16 protein-coding genes are annotated in these 18,176 nt (G+C 62.9%); 6 read left to right on the top strand and 10 right to left on the bottom strand.

All coding sequences use genetic code 11. The features are described 5' to 3' along the window. Positions 1–13: 13 nt before the first annotated feature. The 8 genes from glgA to IDM28_RS14780 form a co-directional block, all read right to left on the bottom strand. The gene (gene glgA, locus IDM28_RS14815; RefSeq protein ID WP_101320916.1) at positions 14–1,573 is read right to left on the bottom strand and encodes a glycogen synthase GlgA; all 1,560 of its coding nucleotides are present in this window, start codon (positions 1,571–1,573) and stop codon (positions 14–16) included. Between the two features lie 499 nt (positions 1,574–2,072). Further along, entirely contained in the window at positions 2,073–2,906 is an 834-nt protein-coding gene (locus tag IDM28_RS14810) for an alpha/beta hydrolase (protein WP_188036326.1), read from the bottom strand. An 11-nt stretch (positions 2,907–2,917) separates the two neighbouring features. Further along, positions 2,918–5,239 (bottom strand): TonB-dependent siderophore receptor, encoded by a 2,322-nt coding sequence (locus IDM28_RS14805; RefSeq protein ID WP_188036325.1) that lies wholly within the window; start codon positions 5,237–5,239, stop codon positions 2,918–2,920. A 161-nt stretch (positions 5,240–5,400) separates the two neighbouring features. Beyond that, positions 5,401–5,874: a hypothetical protein gene (locus IDM28_RS14800; protein ID WP_188036324.1), complete on the bottom strand. Its 474-nt coding sequence runs from the start codon at positions 5,872–5,874 to the stop codon at positions 5,401–5,403. A 266-nt stretch (positions 5,875–6,140) separates the two neighbouring features. Beyond that, entirely contained in the window at positions 6,141–7,067 is a 927-nt protein-coding gene (locus IDM28_RS14795) for a DUF4880 domain-containing protein (protein ID WP_188036323.1), read from the bottom strand. Next, positions 7,064–7,582: a sigma-70 family RNA polymerase sigma factor gene (locus IDM28_RS14790; protein WP_101320907.1), complete on the bottom strand. Its 519-nt coding sequence runs from the start codon at positions 7,580–7,582 to the stop codon at positions 7,064–7,066. Before IDM28_RS14790 ends, IDM28_RS14795 begins: the two co-directional genes overlap by 4 nt. A gap of 145 nt (positions 7,583–7,727) precedes the next feature. Continuing rightward, positions 7,728–8,183, bottom strand: coding sequence for a DUF4440 domain-containing protein (locus IDM28_RS14785; RefSeq protein ID WP_188036322.1), 456 nt, complete (start codon positions 8,181–8,183; stop codon positions 7,728–7,730). Positions 8,184–8,273: 90 nt separating this feature from the next. Continuing rightward, positions 8,274–8,441, bottom strand: a complete 168-nt coding sequence (locus IDM28_RS14780; RefSeq protein ID WP_178080778.1) for a DUF6026 family protein — start codon at positions 8,439–8,441, stop codon at positions 8,274–8,276. 198 nt (positions 8,442–8,639) lie between these two features. Here IDM28_RS14780 and gnd point away from each other — a divergent pair, with 198 nt between their 5' ends. From gnd to IDM28_RS14750, 6 genes are all read left to right on the top strand, one after another. Beyond that, entirely contained in the window at positions 8,640–9,623 is a 984-nt protein-coding gene (gnd, locus tag IDM28_RS14775; protein WP_188036321.1) for a phosphogluconate dehydrogenase (NAD(+)-dependent, decarboxylating), read from the top strand. Continuing rightward, complete coding sequence (gene zwf, locus IDM28_RS14770) at positions 9,620–11,122, top strand: glucose-6-phosphate dehydrogenase (protein WP_150569879.1); 1,503 nt, start codon at positions 9,620–9,622, stop codon at positions 11,120–11,122. The genes gnd and zwf overlap by 4 nt, the downstream gene beginning before the upstream one ends. Positions 11,123–11,194: 72 nt before the next feature. Beyond that, positions 11,195–12,985, top strand: a complete 1,791-nt coding sequence (locus IDM28_RS14765) for a glycoside hydrolase family 15 protein (protein ID WP_188036320.1) — start codon at positions 11,195–11,197, stop codon at positions 12,983–12,985. 38 nt (positions 12,986–13,023) lie between these two features. Then, a complete protein-coding gene (locus tag IDM28_RS14760) occupies positions 13,024–13,482 on the top strand; it encodes a GNAT family N-acetyltransferase (protein ID WP_188036319.1) in 459 nt (152 codons plus the stop codon). A 121-nt stretch (positions 13,483–13,603) separates the two neighbouring features. Then, positions 13,604–14,794: an MFS transporter gene (locus tag IDM28_RS14755; RefSeq protein WP_188036318.1), complete on the top strand. Its 1,191-nt coding sequence runs from the start codon at positions 13,604–13,606 to the stop codon at positions 14,792–14,794. A gap of 54 nt (positions 14,795–14,848) precedes the next feature. Continuing rightward, positions 14,849–15,469, top strand: coding sequence for a TetR/AcrR family transcriptional regulator (locus IDM28_RS14750; protein WP_188036317.1), 621 nt, complete (start codon positions 14,849–14,851; stop codon positions 15,467–15,469). A gap of 52 nt (positions 15,470–15,521) precedes the next feature. On the opposite strand, the gene preA is transcribed toward IDM28_RS14750, so the two are convergent. Then, positions 15,522–16,796, bottom strand: coding sequence for an NAD-dependent dihydropyrimidine dehydrogenase subunit PreA (gene preA, locus IDM28_RS14745; protein WP_101320890.1), 1,275 nt, complete (start codon positions 16,794–16,796; stop codon positions 15,522–15,524). After that, entirely contained in the window at positions 16,797–18,164 is a 1,368-nt protein-coding gene (locus tag IDM28_RS14740; RefSeq protein ID WP_188036316.1) for an NAD(P)-dependent oxidoreductase, read from the bottom strand. It lies immediately after the preceding gene. Positions 18,165–18,176: the final 12 nt, after the last annotated feature.

The following is an 18,176-nucleotide window of genomic DNA, read 5'->3' as shown; positions in this document are numbered from 1 at the left end:
TTCGAAGCTCCGATCAGTAATTGCTCAGCTGGACCTGTTTGACCAGATCTTCATAAAGGTGCGCATAGGGTTCGACCGCCTGACACCAGTTGAATGGCTGGGTCATCGACAGGCAGCGCATGGCATGCAGCAGGTCTTTCTTGCCATAGATATAGAAGGCGCGGCTCAGCGCCTCGCGATAGCTGTCTACGGTGGATTCGTTGAACAGGAAACCGGTGACGCCATTGTCGATGGTGTCGGCCAGGCCGCCGGTATTGCGCGCCACCGGCAGCGAACCGAAGCGCTGGGCGTACATCTGGCTCAAGCCGCAGGGTTCGTAACGCGATGGCATCAGCAGGAAATCGCTGCCGGCGAACATGCGCCGGGCGTCGGTCTCGTTGAAGCCAATGCGCACGCCGATCCGGCCTGGGTGACGCAGGGCAAGCTCGCGCATGGCCTGTTCTTCTTCCGGCTCGCCGCGGCCGATGATCGCGATCTGGCCGCCTTGCTCGACGATGAAGTCGGCAACGGCCAAGGTCAGGTCCAGACCTTTCTGGAACACCAGGCGCGAGACCACCGCGAACAGCGGGCCGTCGGATGGCTCGAGTTCGAACAGCTCGCGGACCTGCGCGGCATTGCGCGCCTTGCCGTCCCAGTCGTTGATGCTGAAGTTGTGCACCAGGTGCTTGTCGGTCGCCGAATCCCAGCTTTCGTCGATGCCGTTGGGAATGCCGCCAAGCAAGCCCTGTTGCGCCTTGCTGGCAAGGAAGCCGTCCAGGCCACAACCGAACTCGGGGGTGGTGATTTCCTTGGCGTAAGTGGCGCTGACCGTGGTGATGTGGCTGGAATAAGCCAGGCCGGCCTTGAGGAACGACAGCTTGCCGTAGAACTCCATGCCTTCCTGCTGCATGGCATGATCAGGGATCGCCAGCTCCGGGCTGCAGCCACGGTTGTACACGCCCTGATAGGCCAGGTTGTGGATGGTGAACAGAGTCGGTGTCTTCAGACCGCGCCAGTGCATGTACGCCGGTGCCAGGCCAGCCGGCCAGTCGTGGGCGTGGACCAGCTCCGGGGTCCAGTGTGCCAGGCCCTCGCCAGCAGCGATTTCTGCTGCGGCCAAGCCGAGGCGGGCGAAGCGAATATGGTTGTCCGGCCAATCGCGCCCGTTGTTGGCGCCGTAGGGCGAGCCTTCACGCTCATACAGTTCCGGGCAGATCAGCACATAGATGACCAGGCCATCGGGCAGGTCCATACGGCCGATCTTGCACGGCGGCAGAGCAGCGTGGCCGCCGAGTTCGCCAACGATATGGATCGGGTAGTCGCTGTCGACCACCTGCGGGTAGCCGGGGATCAGCACCCGTACATCATGCAGGTGAGCCATGGCACGCGGCAGTGCGGCCGAAACGTCGCCCAGGCCGCCGGTCTTGACCAGGTCGGCGAATTCCGAAGTAACAAAGAGAACCTTGCGCTTGTTCGGGTTGTTCTGGCGCTCGGCACCAGGTGCCTTGCCTGCCGTCCCGCGCTCCATCTGCAGCGGCTCGCGGTTGTTCGGGTTGAAAGTACTTGCGTGTGGCTCGACAGCGGCACTGATCATTCTTCTCTCCATCCCTAATCTGGTCGGGTGGCTGGCACCCGTCGCATTGCTTCGTGTTGGGTTCTCTCTGGTCTAAACGGTGTAGTGCTATCCATGCTCGTGATCGTGCGCGCGGGCACTGCGCAATCGGCATACTTGCCAAAGGCGGTCGATCGGTCTGGGATGGCTTGACCAGGGCTGGTTTTTTCCCTCGCCTGGCCTACTTACTTGCTGACCCACCGCCGTTTTGAAAAGTTCGACTTATTTGCGTCACTTCAAGACAGAGCAAATGGCGGGCCGGAATTTGAGTGTAGGAGAGTAGGTGATAAAAAGGTGACCCGCCGGTCACTTTCGTTATGAGGCGGGCCAGACGCAAACGTTGGCGTCTGTAGCGAGGTGTAAATGGCGAAGATCTCGACCATTTACGACAGTTTCATGTCATGGATGCGATGCGCCAGCGGGGTGCGCCTTGGATCTGGCGCACCGTGTTGGTGCGCCGCTTTGGGGTGATGTCGGTCGGTCAGTAGCGACGTGTGCTCATCAGTTCGTCGAGCACGCGCGGGGCAACACGAAATGGCGCCGACATATGGTCTTCGCCTGGCTCGATCTGGAAATCACTGCGCAGGCCGTACTGCGACAGCTGTTCCAGACGCAACTGCAGCGAGCGCGCGTCCTGGATCTCCTGGGGCATCTCGCGATCACCAATCAGCAGGCTCAGGCTGCTGTGGGTGAGGTCGATCTGACCGGCATGGGCACGCTGGGTGAACGTGCGCTCGTGTTCCAGCAAGTAGCGGTCACGCCACCACAGGCTGGGGCTGATCGCCACGGCATGCTGAAACAGCGCCGGGCGGGTGAACAGGGTATACACCGCGAACATGCCACCAAACGAGTGCCCGACCAGGCTGCGTTGGTCTTGATCGACCTTGAAGCGGCTGTTGACCTCAGGCATCAGCCGCTTTTCGATGAAATCCAGAAACACGTCCTGGCCGCCCTGCGGCGGCACGTTGCGTTCGGCCGGTTGCGGCGGAGACAGGTCGAAGGCGCGGCGCTCGAAGTCCAGCGGGGTGTCACTGGGATAACCGATCGCCACCAGAATCGAGCCGCGCAAGCGCTCCTGCGCGCGCTTGGCGGCGTGGAAGGCCGGGAAGTACGCGTTGCCGTCGAGCAGGTAGATCACCGGGTAGCCACCGGTCCACGGCACATCGCCTTCCGGCAGGCTGACCATGATCCGGTACTCGCGGCCTTCGGCGCTTTTCATCGTCCATTGTTCGGTGCCGTCCAGTGTCACCGGCGCGGCGTGTGCCAGCCCGGCAAACAACAGGGCGCTCAGGTAAATCCACAGTGTGCGCGTCATCAGTGTTCTCCTTACCAGCGATAGCTGAGGCTGGTGACCAGGCTGCGTGCCTCGCCGCGATAGCAGTAACCCTGCTGGCAATTGATGTAGCGCTTGTCGAGCAGGTTGCGCGCATTGAAGCCCAGGCGCACGCCGTCCAGGTCGCCGGCAAAGTCGTAGTGCACGCCAGCGTCGACCAGGGTGTAGCCCTCGTTCTTCTGGGTGTTGGCGGCATCGCCGAAGTTGCTGCCGGTGTAGCGCGCACCCGCGCCCAGGCCGAGGCCGAACGGCAAGCGGTAGTCGAGCCACATCGAGGCCAGATGGCGTGGCACGTTGAGCGGTTGCTTGCCCTGGTTGCCGTCGTTGCTCTTGGTCACCTCGGCATCGTTGTAGCTGTAGCTGGCAGTCAGCTTGAGGCGCTCGCTCAGGTCGGATACCGCTTCCAGCTCCAGGCCCTTTGAGGTCTGCTCACCGGTGGCGATGCTGCGGGTCGGGTCGGCCAGGTCGCGGGTCAGTACGTTTTGCTGGGTCAGGTGGTACAGCGAGGCGGTGAGCAGGGTCGAGCTGCCCGGTGGTTGGTACTTCACGCCCAACTCATATTGCTCGCCTTCGGTGGCCTTGTAGGGGCTCCCATCGGGCTGGCTGCTGCTCTGTGGCAAAAACGAGGTGGCATAGCTGAAGTAGGGCGCGACACCGTTGTCGAACAGGTACAGCGCGCCGATCGAGCCGGTGGTGGCCGCGTCGTCGTCCTTGCGCTTGCTGCCGGCGAGGTGATTGCTGCGGCGTACATCTACCTTGTCACGGCGCAGCCCGGCCGACAGGCGCCAGCGGTCGATCTCGATCTGGTCTTGCAGGTACAGGCCGCTGCGGTGCTCCAGGCCGTCCTCGTCGGCCCAGGCCGTGTTCGGGCGCGCAACCGGCTGATGGTAGTCGGGCGCGTAGCGATCGATCGAAGGCCCGGGGCCCATGGCGTACAGCAGGTCGGTTTCAAGCAGCGCATAGTCCCAGCCGCTGACCAGGGTGTGACGCAGGTTGCCGGTGTCGAAGCGGCTGACCAGGCGGGTGTCGGTCGACAGCGAGGTCATGTTTTCGTAGACGCCGACGGCTTGTCGATCGAGCACCGAGCCACGCTCCTGGAAGGGCTGCATGTACTGGTTGGTGGTGTCGACCTGGCCGTAGCGCAGGTTCTGCTGGAAGGTGAAGGTGTCGTTGAGGATGTGCTCGAACTCGTAACCCAGGGTCCACTGGCGCTGTTCGAGTTTGTCGAAGTATTCATCGCCCTGCCAGAAGTTGCTCAGGTGCTCGCCTTGCTGGTAGAGCATCGGTGAACCGGCGGTTTCACGCTCCTGGTATTGGGCGAGCAGGGTGAGACGGGTGTCGGGGTCGATCTGCCAGCTCAGCGAGGGCGCGATCAGGCGCACGTCGTTGTTCAGTTGCTCGATGTAGTTTTCTGCATCGCGGTAGACGCCGACCACGCGGTAGAGCAGGTCGCCTTGTTCGTCCAGGCGCCCGCCGAGGTCGAACTGGCCTTGTTGGTGGTTATAGTTGCCGGCCTGGATCTGCACTTCGTTGCGTGCGTCCAGGCTCGGGCGTTTGCTGACCCTGTTGACCATGCCGCCGGGGCTGATCTGGCCGTACAGCACCGAAGCAGGGCCTTTGACCACTTCGATGCGTTCCAGGTTGTAGGCTTCGGTCTGGTACAGCGACAGCCAGCCGCTGCCGGGTTGGCGCAGGCCGTCGAGGAAGTCGGCGGACATGGTGGTTTCGAAACCGCGCACGCTGATCATGTCAAAGCGCGGGTCCAGACCCGAGCTGCCCACACGCACGCCGGCGGTGTAGGCGACGGCGTCTTCGACGCGGTCGACCTTGCGGTCGGCGATCTGCGCGGCGGTGACGACACTGACGCTTTGCGCGGTTTCGAGGATCGGGCGGTCGGTCTTGGTTGCGCTGCTGGCGTTGCTGGCGTAGTAGCCGCTGACCGGGGCGAAGGCGCTTTGGCTTGCGTTGGCGTCGATGTTGGTGGGATCGAGTTGCAGGCTGGTGTCGGTCGCGGTGGGCAGGATGACGTAGCCGGATTGGGTTTTGTGCGGGCTAAGGTTGGTGCCCTGGAGCAGGCGGGCGAGGGCTTCGTCGAGCGTGCCGCCTGGCTGGGTGCCTTGGGTTGTGAGGTTTTGAACGGTTTGTGGGGAGAAGGAGAGGGTGATGCCCGAGCGTTCGGCGAAGGTGCTCAGGGCTTGGGCCAGCGGGCCTGGGGGGATGGCTGGCGCGGTTTTTTCGGCGGCGCTGGCGCTGCTGGCCAAGAGGGTCAGGGCCAGGGCCAGGGCGGTGGGGAGGTTGCTGCTGTGGGGTGGCATTGGGGTGGTCCGTTGAAGGGGATATCTTTGCTAACCGGATGAGGTGGGGAAGTCCGACAGTTTTTTCTGGCGGCTTCGGTTATTTGTGGTTTGTCCTCTGTCTCGTGGGCTTATCCGTTTTCTGTGGTGGCTGTTAGGGCCCCTTTCGCCCTTACGGCGAGTCACTTTTTTGGCAAACGCCCCAAAAAAGTAACCAAAAAAATGCTTGGCTCCACATCCGGCCCCTCCGCTGCGCTGCGGGGTTCCCTCGCTTCGGTCTTGCTCCCGGGAGGACCGCGCTGTACGGCCCATCCTGGGCCGCAGCGCTTGCCGGCCATCCATGGCCGGCACCTCCCTTCGCAAGACCTGCGCTCGGCCTCCTGAGTCGCCGGTGGATCAAGAGCAAGATCAAGATCAAGATCAAGGTCAAGATCAAGATCAAGGTCAAGATCAAGGTCAAGGTCAAGATCAAGGTCAAGGTCAAGATCAAGATCAAGATCAAGATCAAGAGCACGCCTCGCTGCGCTGGCGCAGATCAAGGGCGGGGCCGCAAAACGGCCCCAGCTTTTGACCTTCGCTTTTGACCTGCGCCAGCGCAGCGAGGCGTGCTCTTGATCTTGATCTACCAGCGACCTCAGGAGGCCGAACGCAGGCATTGCGAAGGGAGGTGCCGGCCATGGATGGCCGGCAAGCGCTGCGGCCCAGGATGGGCCGTACAGCGCGGTCCTCCCGAGAGCTATGCCGGAGTGAGGGGACCCCGGAGCGCAGCGCAGGGGCCGTATGTGGGAGCGAGCCCTTTTTTGGTTACTTTTTTGGGGCGTTTGCCAAAAAAGTGACTCGCCGTAAGGGCGAAAGGGGCCCGCACTGCCACAATAGAAAATGGATAAGCTCACAAAACAAGCAGCAAACCACAAACCACAGATCAAACCGCCACAACCCGAACCCACCACCGCGTCCGCTCCACCACCCTGACCGGCAACAACCGCTCGATATTGCCCAACAACCCCTCAGGGTCATCCAAACGAAACACCCCACTCAATCGCAGTCCGGCAATCCCCGCATCACACCCAAGCCACCCAGCCCGATACCGCCCAGCCTCGGCCAAAAACTCCCCAAGCCCCACATCACTGGCAACCAACACCCCCCGACTCCAACCAAACGGATCGAGCCCCACGCCTACCAACGGCCTGACCCCTCCGCCATCTACCGCCACCCCATCCCCCGCAGCCAACTGCTGCACCCCGCCAGCCCCGCGCACCATCACTTGTCCGCGCGCCACATGCACCTCAGTGAACCCAGCCCGCTCCCGCACCACCGCCCGCGCTCCGCGCCCTTCACAACTGGCGAAGCGGCAACCGACAACCCAGCTAGGCCCATCCAGCAACACTTCACCCGAACGCAGCAGCACCCGCCCAGCTTCGATATCCACTGCACTGTCAGTGTTCAACAGCACCTCACCACCAGCGGCCATCGGCACCCGTCGACGCTCCCCGGTAGCCGTGGCAAAGTCACTCCGCCAGCCAGGTGCGGTATGGCTCAACAGCAACGCGCCACTGCCAACCGCCAAACCCACCCCAAGCAACGACAGCATCCGCCGTCGGCCCACATCTACCTCGGCCCGCCGTAACACGGCCGAGGTCTGCGCTGCATCCGGTAACCGCCCAGGGTCAAACTGACCAGCCAACTGGCCCAAGCGCAGCCAGGCCAACTCATGCCGGCCATCGCGCTGCCGCCACGCCATTAGCTGCGCCTGCAACTCGGGGTGGTGCGGCTGATCGCGCAGGCGCATCTGCCACTCGATGGCCTTGCACACGATCGCCTCCGGCAACCGCTCCGCGCAGGCGCTCACAGGGCGTCCTCGAAGCACACCCGATAGCAGTGGAGCAGGGCGCTGGCTACGTGTCGCTCGGCCGTACGGCTGGAAATACCCAACTGCTCGGCTACTTGCACGTGGGTCAGGCCGCTCAGTTGGTAAAGCAGGAATGCCTCACGCACGGCCGGCTTGAGGCCGTCGAGCATTTGCGCGATGCGCTCCAGACATTGCAGTGCCTCATGGCGGACTGCAGGGGATGGGAAACTGGCCTCTGGCTGCAGGGCCAGGGTCTCAAGGTAGGCGCGTTCCAGTGCATCGCGGCGCCAGTGATCGATCACCAGGCCGCGGGCGATGCGCGCCAGCAATGCCCGCGGGGCGCGGTCGCTGATTGGCTGGTTACGCACCAGCAAACGCACGAACGTGTCCTGCGCCAGGTCTGCAGCCTGCTGCGAGCAGCCCAGCGAACGCCGCAGCCATGCCTGCAGCCAGCTGCGCTGGGTACCGTAGAGAACATCAAGAGGGATGATCGAATCTGTTTCATGCAGCGACATGCGACGCCCCTGGCAGACAGGCACAGTTGAATTGAGGACCGGGCGCAAGATAAAAGCGAATGGTTCCCAATTCAACTTATTTATTGTCTGCTGCGCAGCTCTTTTGGCGCCCGCCTGCCGTGCCCTGCCAAGCCTGGTACAAGCTTCAGTCAGCAGGCAGCAGCGAGGAATGATGATGGCTGATCAGCCACTCGCTGCCGGTCCAGTCGTAGGTAAAGGTATAGCGAGCGGCCACTTGCTTGCCGGTCGCCGCAAAATCGAATGTGTACAGCCCGGCCAGTGACGCCTGGTTGCAACCGATGCTGACATGGTGACTATCGAGCCTGCCGGATGGGCGGTCAGCAAGGAAATGCTTGAAGTAGTCAACACGCTCGGCAGTGCTCAGCCGCGGCAGACTGGACACCGTGGGTAGCAACAGCGCGTCTACTGCATACAGCCTGGCCACGGCCGCGGGATCACCGCTCTGCAAGCTGGCATTCCATTGGCTGAACAGCGACAGCACGTCATCGTCGGCAACGGGCTGGCACTCTTTGGTTGCCGCGGTCGCGTATGCAGGCAGGCACAGGAAAGCTACAGATAGGTAAAGGCGGGGGCGGTTCATGCTGAAACTCCTTGGAAGCAGGCCGCCGGGTGGGCCTGCGAGGCTTCCAAGGTAGAAACAACTACGTGCGATAAATGTAGGTAAAGGGTCTCAGCTAATGAGGGACTTTTCGCTGTTTTTGCCCTGCTCAAGCTGCAGGCTCAACTGTGCGACCTGTTGCAACAGCAGGTCACGCTCTTCCTTCAGACGACGCAGTTCATCACGGCGAACGGAAACAAAAAGGGTCTGGACAGGAGTGTTTTGCATCAAGGTACCCATTGCACACCTCGCAATTGGCTAGTGACATTCTAAGCGTAGCCGCTCATACGGCGCGCATTCTGAATTCTTTCTGCGAGCTTGGGAACTTTTTTGTTTATGGTTGTCAGGCCGTTCGTCGCTGAACCCTTTGCCGATGAGCTGGACTAATCTGAAAACCTGAAACGCCTTGTTATCTATTTCTGAGGGGAGCGACGCCACATGCAATTGGGAATCGTCGGGCTGGGCCGCATGGGCGGCAATATTGCAAGACGGCTGATGCGTGCCGGGCATCGTACCGTGGTCCATGACCGCAATCGCGACGCGGTCACCGCCCTGGAAAATGAAGGCGCCCAGGGTGCCCACGACCTGGGCGCAATGATTCAAAAACTCAAAGCTCCGCGCGCCGTGTGGGTGATGCTGCCAGCCGGCGAGCCGACCGAGCAGACCATCCGCCAGCTGGCCGACCTGCTCGAGCCAGGCGATGCGATCATCGACGGCGGCAATACCTTCTACAAAGACGACATGCGCCGCGCGGCCGAGCTGTCCCAGCGTGGCCTGCATTATCTGGATGTCGGCACCTCCGGCGGCGTCTGGGGCCTGGATCGCGGCTATTGCATGATGATTGGCGGCGAGAAAGACGTGTTTGAGCGCCTGGAGCCGCTGTTCAGCGCACTGGCCCCGGGTGTTGGCGAGATCCCGCGCACCCAGGGCCGCGAAGGTGAGCACGCACGTGCCGAGCACGGTTACATCCATGCCGGCCCGGCAGGCTCCGGCCACTACGTGAAGATGATCCACAACGGCATCGAATACGGCTTGATGCAGGCCTATGCCGAAGGCTTCGACCTGCTGCGCAGCAAGGGCGGTGATGAATTGCCCGAGGCCGAGCGCTTTGACTTGAACGTGGCAGAAATCGCCGAAGTCTGGCGCCGTGGCAGCGTGGTCACCTCGTGGCTGCTCGACCTGACCGCCGACGCGCTGGTCGCCGACCCGGCCTTGGCTCAGTTCAGTGGTTCGGTGTCGGACAGTGGTGAAGGCCGCTGGACCATCGACGCTGCCGTCGAGCAGGCCGTGCCGGTACCGGTATTGTCCAGCGCGCTGTTTGCCCGCTTCCGTTCACGCCAGCAGCAGGGCACCTTCGGCGACAAGGTCCTGTCGGCCATGCGCCTGGGCTTTGGTGGGCATGTCGAGAACAAGCGCCCATGAGCCAAACGAAGATACCCGCAGCACCGCCGTGCACGTTGTTCCTGTTCGGCGCCAATGGTGATCTGGTCAAGCGCCTGCTGATGCCGGCGCTGTACAACCTCAGCCGCGACGGCCTGCTCGATCGCAATTTGCGTATCGTCGGCGTTGACCACAACGCCGCCAGCGCAGAGGAGTTTGCCGAGCGCCTGCACAGTTTCATGGCCAACCGCGAGCAGGGCGAGGGCGCGCCCAAAAATCTCGATGAAAAGGTCTGGGCGCGGCTGGCCAAGCGGCTGGATTACCAGACCGGTGATTTCCTCGACCCGGCCACTTATCAGGCCCTGGCCAAGCGCGTCGAGGGCACCCGCCATGGCAACGCCATCTTTTATCTGGCCACCTCGCCGCGATTCTTCCCTGAGGTCGCGCAGCGGCTGGGCGAGGCGGGCTTGCTCGATGAGTCGGCAGGGGGCTTCCGCCGGGTGGTGATCGAAAAACCGTTTGGCACCGACCTGGCCAGCGCCGAAGCGCTCAACGCCTGCCTGCTCAAGGTCATGCATGAACGACAGATCTACCGCATCGACCATTATCTGGGCAAAGAGACCGTACAGAACATTCTGGTCAGCCGCTTCTCCAATGGCCTGTTTGAATCGTTCTGGAACAATCACTACATCGACCACGTGCAGATCACCGCTGCCGAGACCGTCGGCGTCGAGACCCGTGGTGCGTTCTACGACAACACCGGGGCGCTGCGCGACATGGTCCCCAATCATCTGTTCCAGCTGTTGGCCATGGTCGCCATGGAGCCACCAGCTGCATTCGGCGCCGATGCGGTGCGCGGCGAAAAGGCCAAGGTGATCGGCGCCATCCGTCCCTGGTCGACCAAGATGGCCCTGAAGAACTCGGTGCGCGGCCAGTACAGCGTCGGCAAGCAGGGCCGCAAGCGCGTGCCGGGATACCGCGAAGAAGCCAACGTAGCCCCTGACAGCCAGACCGAAACCTATGTCGCCTTGAAGGTGATGATCGACAACTGGCGTTGGGCTGGGGTGCCGTTTTACCTGCGTACCGGCAAGCGCATGAGTGTGCGTGACACCGAGATCGCCATCTGCTTCAAGCCAGCGCCGTACGCACAGTTTCGTGAATCGGAGCTGGAGCGGCCCAAGGCCAACTACCTGAAAATCCAGATCCAGCCCAATGAAGGTATGTGGTTCGACCTGCAGGCCAAGCGCCCGGGGCCGGAGATGATCATGGAGAATGTCGAGCTCGGCTTTGCCTACAAGGACTTCTTCAAGATGCCGCCGGCCACCGGCTACGAGACGCTGATCTACGACTGCCTGACCGGTGACCAGACGCTGTTCCAGCGCGCTGACAACATCGAAAACGGCTGGCGTGCCGTACAGCCGTTTCTCGATGCCTGGGCCAGCGAGAGCAAGGTGCATGAATATCCTGCCGGCGAGGATGGCCCGGAAGCGGGCAACGAGCTGCTCAGCCGTGACAAGCGCGAGTGGCATAGCCTGGGCTGATGTTGCCGGGTCGGTAGAACTTTTCGGTGATTTAACCCGCCAAACCTGTTCAACCCATGCCAAGGAGTTTCAATGCCAGCCCCGATCGAAGACTACGCTCTGCTCGGCAACTGCCGTAGCGCCGCCTTGGTCAGCCGCGACGGCTCGATCGACTGGCTATGCCTGCCGCGCTTCGACGCCCCGGCGGTGTTTGCCGCCTTGCTCGGCAACGAAGAGAACGGCCGCTGGCGCCTGGCGCCCTCCGATCCGGTTGAGAGCAGCACGCGCCAGTACCTTGAAGACAGCCTGATTCTGGAGACGGTGTACAGCACCGCCAGCGGTCGGGCGCGGGTGCTTGATTTGATGCCGCTGGGTGACACCAACTCGGTGATTCGCATCGTCGAGGGCCTGGCTGGCGAAACCAGCTTCGAGATGGATCTGGTGCTGCGTTTTGATTATGGCCGCAGCGTGCCGTGGGTGGAAAAGATCGACCCACTGACCCTCAGCGCGGTGGCTGGGCCCGACCGCCTGATTCTTTCCAGCAGCGTCGCCACTCATGCCTGGGATCACCATACCGGTGTGCGCTTTCGCGTAACTGCCGGCGAGCGCCATGTGTTCAGCCTGCGCCATCAGCCTTCGCATCTGCCGGTGCAGCCTGACTGCGACCTGGACGAGGCATTTGCCCATACCCTCAACGAGTGGCAGGCCTTTGCCGGCCGCTGCCCCGACGTTGGCCGCTATAGCGCTCAGGTGCGGCGTTCACTGATTACGCTCAAAGCGATGACCTATGCGCCAACTGGCGGCATCGTCGCGGCGGTGACCACCTCGCTGCCAGAACGGGTCGGTGGTGAGCGCAACTGGGACTACCGATATTGTTGGCTGCGCGATGCGACCATGACCTTGCTGGCATTCATGAACCTGGGCTACTTCGACGAGGCGCAAGCCTGGCGCGAATGGCTGCTGCGTTCGGTGGCGGGCAATCCGGAGCAGATGCAGATCATGTACGGGCTGGCCGGTGAGCGCGATCTGCAGGAGTACGACCTGCCGTGGCTGGCGGGCTATGAGCACTCTCAGCCGGTACGGGTCGGCAACGCTGCGGCCGGGCAGCATCAGCTGGATATTTATGGCGAAGTTGCCGATGCCATGACCCAGGCGATCAAGGGCGGTCTGCCGCGCCATCCCCGCAGCGCGGCCATTGCGCGGTTGATTCTGCCGTATGTGGAGAGCATTTGGCGCGAGCCCGATGAGGGTATCTGGGAAGTGCGCGGCGGCACTCAGCACTTTGTGCACTCCAAGGTCATGGCCTGGGTCGCCTTTGATCGTGCCGCCAGCCTGGCAGAAACCACCGAGGAAGAGGTTGAGCGCGGCCAGCATTACCGCAGGGTAGCGGATGAGATCCACCGTGAAGTCTGTGCCAACGGGCTGGACCCGAGTGGCGAGTATTTCGTTCAGGCCTATGGTTCCAGTGAAATGGACGCCAGCCTGCTGCAGATTGCCCTGACCGGATTTTTGCCCGCCGACGATCCACGTTTTGTGCGCACGCTTGAGCAGATCGAAAGCCGGCTGTTGAAGGATGGCTTGCTGCTGCGTTACGACAGTGAGAGCGGCGGCGATGGGCTGTCGGCGGGCGAGGGGACGTTCCTGGTGTGTTCGTTCTGGTTGGCTGATGTGTACGTGTTGCAGGGCCGTCACGAACAGGCCGAAGCGTTGTATAAGCGCCTGCTCGGGCTGTGCAACGACCTCGGCCTGCTGGCCGAGCAATATGAGCCGACAGCACAGCGCATGCTCGGCAACTTCCCACAGGCGTTCAGCCATATCGGCATCATCAACACCGCGTTGAACCTGCACAAGGCACAGTGCCCGGCGCGGGCGCGTTGTGGTTGAATGCGGTCTTCAGGGATCTGCCTGTAAAGGATTTGCTCATGCATTCGCTGCACTGGCTCGAACAGCACATGCACCACTGCGCCGATATGGCGCAACGGCTTCACCAGCAATTCAGCTACGAGTATGCAACGCAGCCGCTGGCCGACTGGCAAGCGGAGTTTGCCGAGGGCCAGCGCAATGGTGACTGGAAATGCCTGGTCGCGCTCGAGCAAGGGCGCTTGCTGGGCGGCGCCTGCCTGGCAGCCGCTGACCTGCCTGAGCGACCAGACCTCGGCCCTTGGCTGGCATGTGTACTGGTCGAGCCCGAGGCTCGCGGCAGGGGCCTGGCGGCGCAGTTGATCGAAGCGATCTGCGCTCACGCCAGCTCACTGGGCATCCCTCGCCTGTACCTGCACACCCACGACCAGAGCGCTTACTACGCCAAGCGCGGCTGGCATGTATTGGAGCGCTTTGAGGCCTGGGACAAGGAGCAGTGGCTGATGGCTCGCGATCTCTAGCGAGCGGGGTGATCCAGACTGAAAGATGCAATCCTGGTTAACTCAACTCCGGCATTGGCATGCCTAAGGCAGCCTCCGGCCGTGTTAGAAAGCAACTCCCATTCGCCCACGGATCGCGCCGATGAACTCACCCGCCACCCCTCGATTCGGCGCCTTTTGCTTTGCCAGCTTCCTGCTCTCGATTGCCTATGGCGCGACCTTTCTGGTGTCGCTGCTGGTGCGCTCGTTCGGCGGTAACGAGCACGATGCTGGTCAGGTATTCGCGGTGGCCATGGTCAGTACTCTGATCGCGGTGCTGGTATCCGGCCACGTGCTGCAGCGCTTGGGCGCGGCCCGCTGTATTGCGCTGGGTGCACTGTGCCTTGTGCTCGCGTCACTGGGCTTCGCCACGGCGCCGGGACTGGGCCTGATGCTGATGGCCTGCGGTGCACTGCTTGGCATCGGCTGGGGCGTGTTCTACACCGTGGGGCCGATCATGGTCGCGGCGATGGTCGCGCCGGCGCGGCGCACGCACTGCTTTGCGCTGTTGTCCGGGAGCATGCTGGCCGGCATCGGCAGCGGCCCGTTGGCGGGCAAGTTGGCGGCGCTGGCGGGGCTGCCGGTCCAGGCCGCGTTCATCACTGCCGCGTTGACCGCAGCGCTGGGCGGTGGCTACTTCTGGCGCTTGGGCGCGGCCACTGCCATCGCCCAGCAGCGCCCCAGCGAGCCGGTACAGATCAGCCTGCGCTCGGCGGCCGAGGTGCTGCGCTCGCGCTCGGCGTTGTCGATCGTGATGGTCGGCCTGGGTGGGGCGATCTTTGGCGGCATGGGCAGTTTCCAGACCAGTTACGCGGCCAGTCTTGGTCTGGACTATTCGCTGTTTTTCATCGGTTTCATGGGCGCCGCCATCACCTGCCGGTTGTTGATCGCCGGTTGGGTGGTCAAACGCAGTCCGCTGCCGGCCTCGCTGGCCTTGACCACACTCATGCTGATCGCCGTGCTGGGCTTTGCCAGCTGGGTGCATGACAGCTTCAGCTATGTGCTGGCTGCCGGCGTGCTGGGCATCGGCTACGGCCTGAATTACTCGGTGATCAATGGCCTGGCAGCCAATGAAGCGCCGCCGCACCTGACCGCGCAGGCGTTGCTGCTGTTCAGCCTGGCGTATTTCATCGGCGTATTCGGCTTCCCGTTCTTCGCCGGCAAGCTGATCAGCCAGAGCGGCGTCTCGGGCATGCTGTTCAGCGTCAGCGTGATCGCGCTGTTGGTCTGGGCGCTTGCAGCTGGCCGTTGCCTGCTGCAACGCCTGCAGCGCAGGGCGCCGCTTGCCGAGTGAGTAACGCCGGCAAAACTGTTAGCCTTGACGGGTTTCAGTCGTTTTGGACAGGCCATGGCCAACCACAAGATCGAGATCCGCCGCCGTAACGTCGAAAAGATTCTGCACGCTGCCGAAAAGGTTTTCGCCGAGAAGGGCTTCGGCGCGACGTCGATGGGTGATATCGCCGAGCAGGCCGAGCTGCCGCGGTCCAACCTGCATTACTACTTCAACACCAAAGACGACCTGTACCGCGCCGTGCTGCAGGACCTGCTCGAGGTTTGGAAGCAGGACGCCCTGTGCTTCGAGCGTTTCGACGACCCGCGGGTGGTGCTGACCAGTTACATCCGGGCCAAGATGAGCCACTCGCGCTCGCGCTCGCTGGGCTCAAAGATCTGGGCTGAAGAGATGCTTCACGGCGCGCCGCTGCTCGGCACCAGTCTGGACGAAAGCTTGGTGCCGTGGGCGCAGTCGAAGGAGAACAAGATCCGTCGCTGGGTCGAAGAAGGGCAGATTCTGCCGGTCGAGCCGTCTGCCTTGCTGTACATGATCTGGGCCGCCACCCAGCACTACGCCGACTTTGGCTATCAGGTGACGTTGCTCAACGGTGGTGAGCCGCTGTCGGACATGGCCTTTGAGCGCGCCATCCAGACCGTAACCGGGGTGATCCTGCGCGGGATCGGCCTGGAGCCCTGAAACAGCTGCGCCGGGCTTGAGCCCGGCGCACTGTATAGCCGCTGTTCAGCCCTCAGCTGGCTTCGCGGTAGGGGTTGCGCGGGTCCTGGGTCCAGTTCAGATACGGCTTGCCGGTGTCCTGCGGGACCATCTCGATACAGTTCTCGACCGGGCAGGTGATCTGGCACAGGTTACAGCCCACACACTCCTGATCGATCACGCTGTAGATGTGCGTGCCATCCGCCTTGACCGTGCTGTCGATGGCCTGGTGCGAGGTGTCTTCGCAGGCAATATGGCAGCGGCCACAACCGATGCAGGCATCCTGATCGATCTTGGCGATGACCTGATAGTTGATGTCCAGGTACTTCCAGTCAGTCGTGTGCGCCACCGCCTGACCGCGGAACGCTTCCAGGCTTTGATGGCCATGCTGATCCATCCAGCGCGACAAGCCGTCCTGCATGTCCTCGACAATCCGAAAACCATGCAGCATCGCCGCCGTGCACACCTGTACTGCGCCACTGCCCAGGGCGATGAACTCGGCAGCATCACGCCAGTTGCCAATGCCACCGATGCCGCAGATCGGCAAGCCGCGGGTCTGCGGATCGCGTGCAATTTCCGCAACCATGTTCAGCGCGATCGGCTTGACCGCCGAGCCGCAGTAGCCGCCGTGGGTGCTCTGATCGCCAACGATAGGGTGGGCGACCATGCGGTCCAGATCGACGCTGGTGATCGAGTTGATGGTGTTGATCAGCGACACCGCATCGGCGCCTCCGCGATGGGCCGCGCGCGCCGACTGGCGGATGTCGGTGATGTTCGGCGTCAGCTTGACGATCACCGGCAGCGAGCAGTAGGTCTTGCACCAGCGGGTGACCATCTCGACGTATTCGGGCACCTGGCCGACCGCCGCGCCCATGCCGCGCTCGGGCATGCCGTGGGGGCAGCCGAAGTTGAGCTCGATGCCGTCGGCACCGGTGGCTTCGACCAGCGGCAGGATGAACTTCCACGACTCCTCTTCACAGGGCACCATCAGCGACACGATCAGCGCGCGATCCGGCCAGTCCTTCTTCACCTGGGTGATCTCGCGCAGGTTGATCTCCAGGGAGCGGTCGGTGATCAGTTCGATATTGTTGATGCCCTGCACCAGCCGGTTGGCGCCGAAGTGCGCCGAGTAGCGCGACGACACGTTGACTGCGGCCGGGTCTTCGCCGAGGGTTTTCCAGACCACACCGCCCCAGCCAGCCTCGAACGCGCGGACCACGTTGTAGGCCTTGTCGGTGGGTGGTGCGGAGGCCAGCCAAAACGGGTTGGGCGCCTTGATGCCAGCGAATACGATGGACAGATCGGCCATTTATGCGGCCTCCACATTGAGCATGAGTTGGGCATGGATGGCTTCAGCGGCCAGTTTGCCGTGTTGCACTGCCTGTACGGTGAGGTCCTGGCCGAGCGCCGTGCAGTCACCGCCGGCATACACGCCGGGTAGGCTGGTGCGCAGGCACTGGTCGACGCGAATGCGCTCGCCGTCGCGGGCCAGTTGCGCCGCCAGTGGGTCGCTCAGGCTGGTGTCGTCGAAGCGTTGGCCGATGGCCTTGAAGATGGCATCGGCAGCCAGCTCGAAGCTTTCGCCGGTGTCGCGCAGGCGACCGTCGGCCATCTCGGTACGTATGAAGCGCATGCCACGCACGCGACCCATGTCATCCAGCAACACCGCATCGGGGCGCGCCCAGGTGTGCAAGCGGACCTGGTTGGCCTTGGCGATATCCTGTTCATGCTCGGTGGCGCCCATGTCGGCATGGCCGCGGCGATACACCAGGTTGACGTCGCGAGCGCCGAGGCGGCTCATCTGCACGGCCATATCGATCGCCGTGTTGCCCGCGCCGATCACCAGGCAGCGCTCTGCCAGCGGCAGTTGGCTGAGATCATCAGCCTGGCGCAGCTCGCGGATGTACTCGGTGGCTGCGAGCAGGCCTGGCGCCTCTTCGTCCGCCAGACCCAGCTGGCGCACAGCATTCAGGCCCACACCGAGGAACACCGAATCATATTGCTGATGCAGCTCGGTGAGGCTGAGGTTGGCGCCCAGGCGCTGACCATGGCGAATCTCGATGCCGCCGATGCCGAGCAAGAAATCGACCTCGCGCTGGGCGTAGTCGTCCACCAGCTTGTAGCGGGCGATGCCGTATTCATTGAGGCCACCGGCCTTCTCTTGTGCTTCGTAGACCACCACGTCATGCCCGTGCATGGCCAGCCGGTGCGCGCACGACAGCCCGGCAGGGCCGGCGCCGACCACGGCAATGCGCTTGCCGCTGGCAGGTGAGCGCTTGAACGGGTGTTCACTGAAATTGGCATTGTCTACTGCGTAGCGTTGCAGCAAGCCGATCAGGACCGGTGCGCATTCCTGGGCGTTGTTGCGCACGCAGGCTTGCTGGCAGAGGATCTCGGTCGGACAGACCCGCGCGCAGCTGCCGCCGAGGATGTTCGCCGAGAGGATCTTCTCGGCGGCACCCTGCAGGTTGTCGTCGCTGATTCGGTGGATGAACGACGGGATGTCGATATCGCTGGGGCATGCGTTGATGCACGGTGCATCGAAGCAGTACAGGCAGCGGGCGCTTTCCACGGCAGCCTGGCGGGCGGTGAGGGGGGGGGCGAGATCGCCGAAGTTATCGGCCAGTTGTTCGGCGCCGGCACGCGGGCGCGGCAAGTGCTTCAGGGCATCGATCACGGTTGGAGCCTC

Source organism: Pseudomonas sp. EZ-C24 (genome assembly GCF_014525325.1).
GTDB lineage: Bacteria > Pseudomonadota > Gammaproteobacteria > Pseudomonadales > Pseudomonadaceae > Aquipseudomonas > Aquipseudomonas shirazensis.
The sequence above is the reverse complement of the archived record's forward strand: the minus strand, read 5'-3'. Positions and strand labels throughout refer to the sequence as shown.

What these genes read in the sequence shown, in the direction of transcription:
- glgA (WP_101320916.1), bottom strand. Translation starts at nt 1,573, where the DNA reads ATGATCAGTGCCGCTGTCGAGCCACACGCAAGTACTTTCAACCCGAAC.
- IDM28_RS14810 (WP_188036326.1), bottom strand. Translation starts at nt 2,906, where the DNA reads ATGACGCGCACACTGTGGATTTACCTGAGCGCCCTGTTGTTTGCCGGG.
- IDM28_RS14805 (WP_188036325.1), bottom strand. Translation starts at nt 5,239, where the DNA reads ATGCCACCCCACAGCAGCAACCTCCCCACCGCCCTGGCCCTGGCCCTG.
- IDM28_RS14800 (WP_188036324.1), bottom strand. Translation starts at nt 5,874, where the DNA reads ATGCCTGCGTTCGGCCTCCTGAGGTCGCTGGTAGATCAAGATCAAGAG.
- IDM28_RS14790 (WP_101320907.1), bottom strand. Translation starts at nt 7,582, where the DNA reads ATGTCGCTGCATGAAACAGATTCGATCATCCCTCTTGATGTTCTCTAC.
- IDM28_RS14785 (WP_188036322.1), bottom strand. Translation starts at nt 8,183, where the DNA reads ATGAACCGCCCCCGCCTTTACCTATCTGTAGCTTTCCTGTGCCTGCCT.
- IDM28_RS14780 (WP_178080778.1), bottom strand. Translation starts at nt 8,441, where the DNA reads ATGGGTACCTTGATGCAAAACACTCCTGTCCAGACCCTTTTTGTTTCC.
- gnd (WP_188036321.1), top strand. Translation starts at nt 8,640, where the DNA reads ATGCAATTGGGAATCGTCGGGCTGGGCCGCATGGGCGGCAATATTGCA.
- zwf (WP_150569879.1), top strand. Translation starts at nt 9,620, where the DNA reads ATGAGCCAAACGAAGATACCCGCAGCACCGCCGTGCACGTTGTTCCTG.
- IDM28_RS14765 (WP_188036320.1), top strand. Translation starts at nt 11,195, where the DNA reads ATGCCAGCCCCGATCGAAGACTACGCTCTGCTCGGCAACTGCCGTAGC.
- IDM28_RS14760 (WP_188036319.1), top strand. Translation starts at nt 13,024, where the DNA reads ATGCATTCGCTGCACTGGCTCGAACAGCACATGCACCACTGCGCCGAT.
- IDM28_RS14755 (WP_188036318.1), top strand. Translation starts at nt 13,604, where the DNA reads ATGAACTCACCCGCCACCCCTCGATTCGGCGCCTTTTGCTTTGCCAGC.
- IDM28_RS14750 (WP_188036317.1), top strand. Translation starts at nt 14,849, where the DNA reads ATGGCCAACCACAAGATCGAGATCCGCCGCCGTAACGTCGAAAAGATT.
- preA (WP_101320890.1), bottom strand. Translation starts at nt 16,796, where the DNA reads ATGGCCGATCTGTCCATCGTATTCGCTGGCATCAAGGCGCCCAACCCG.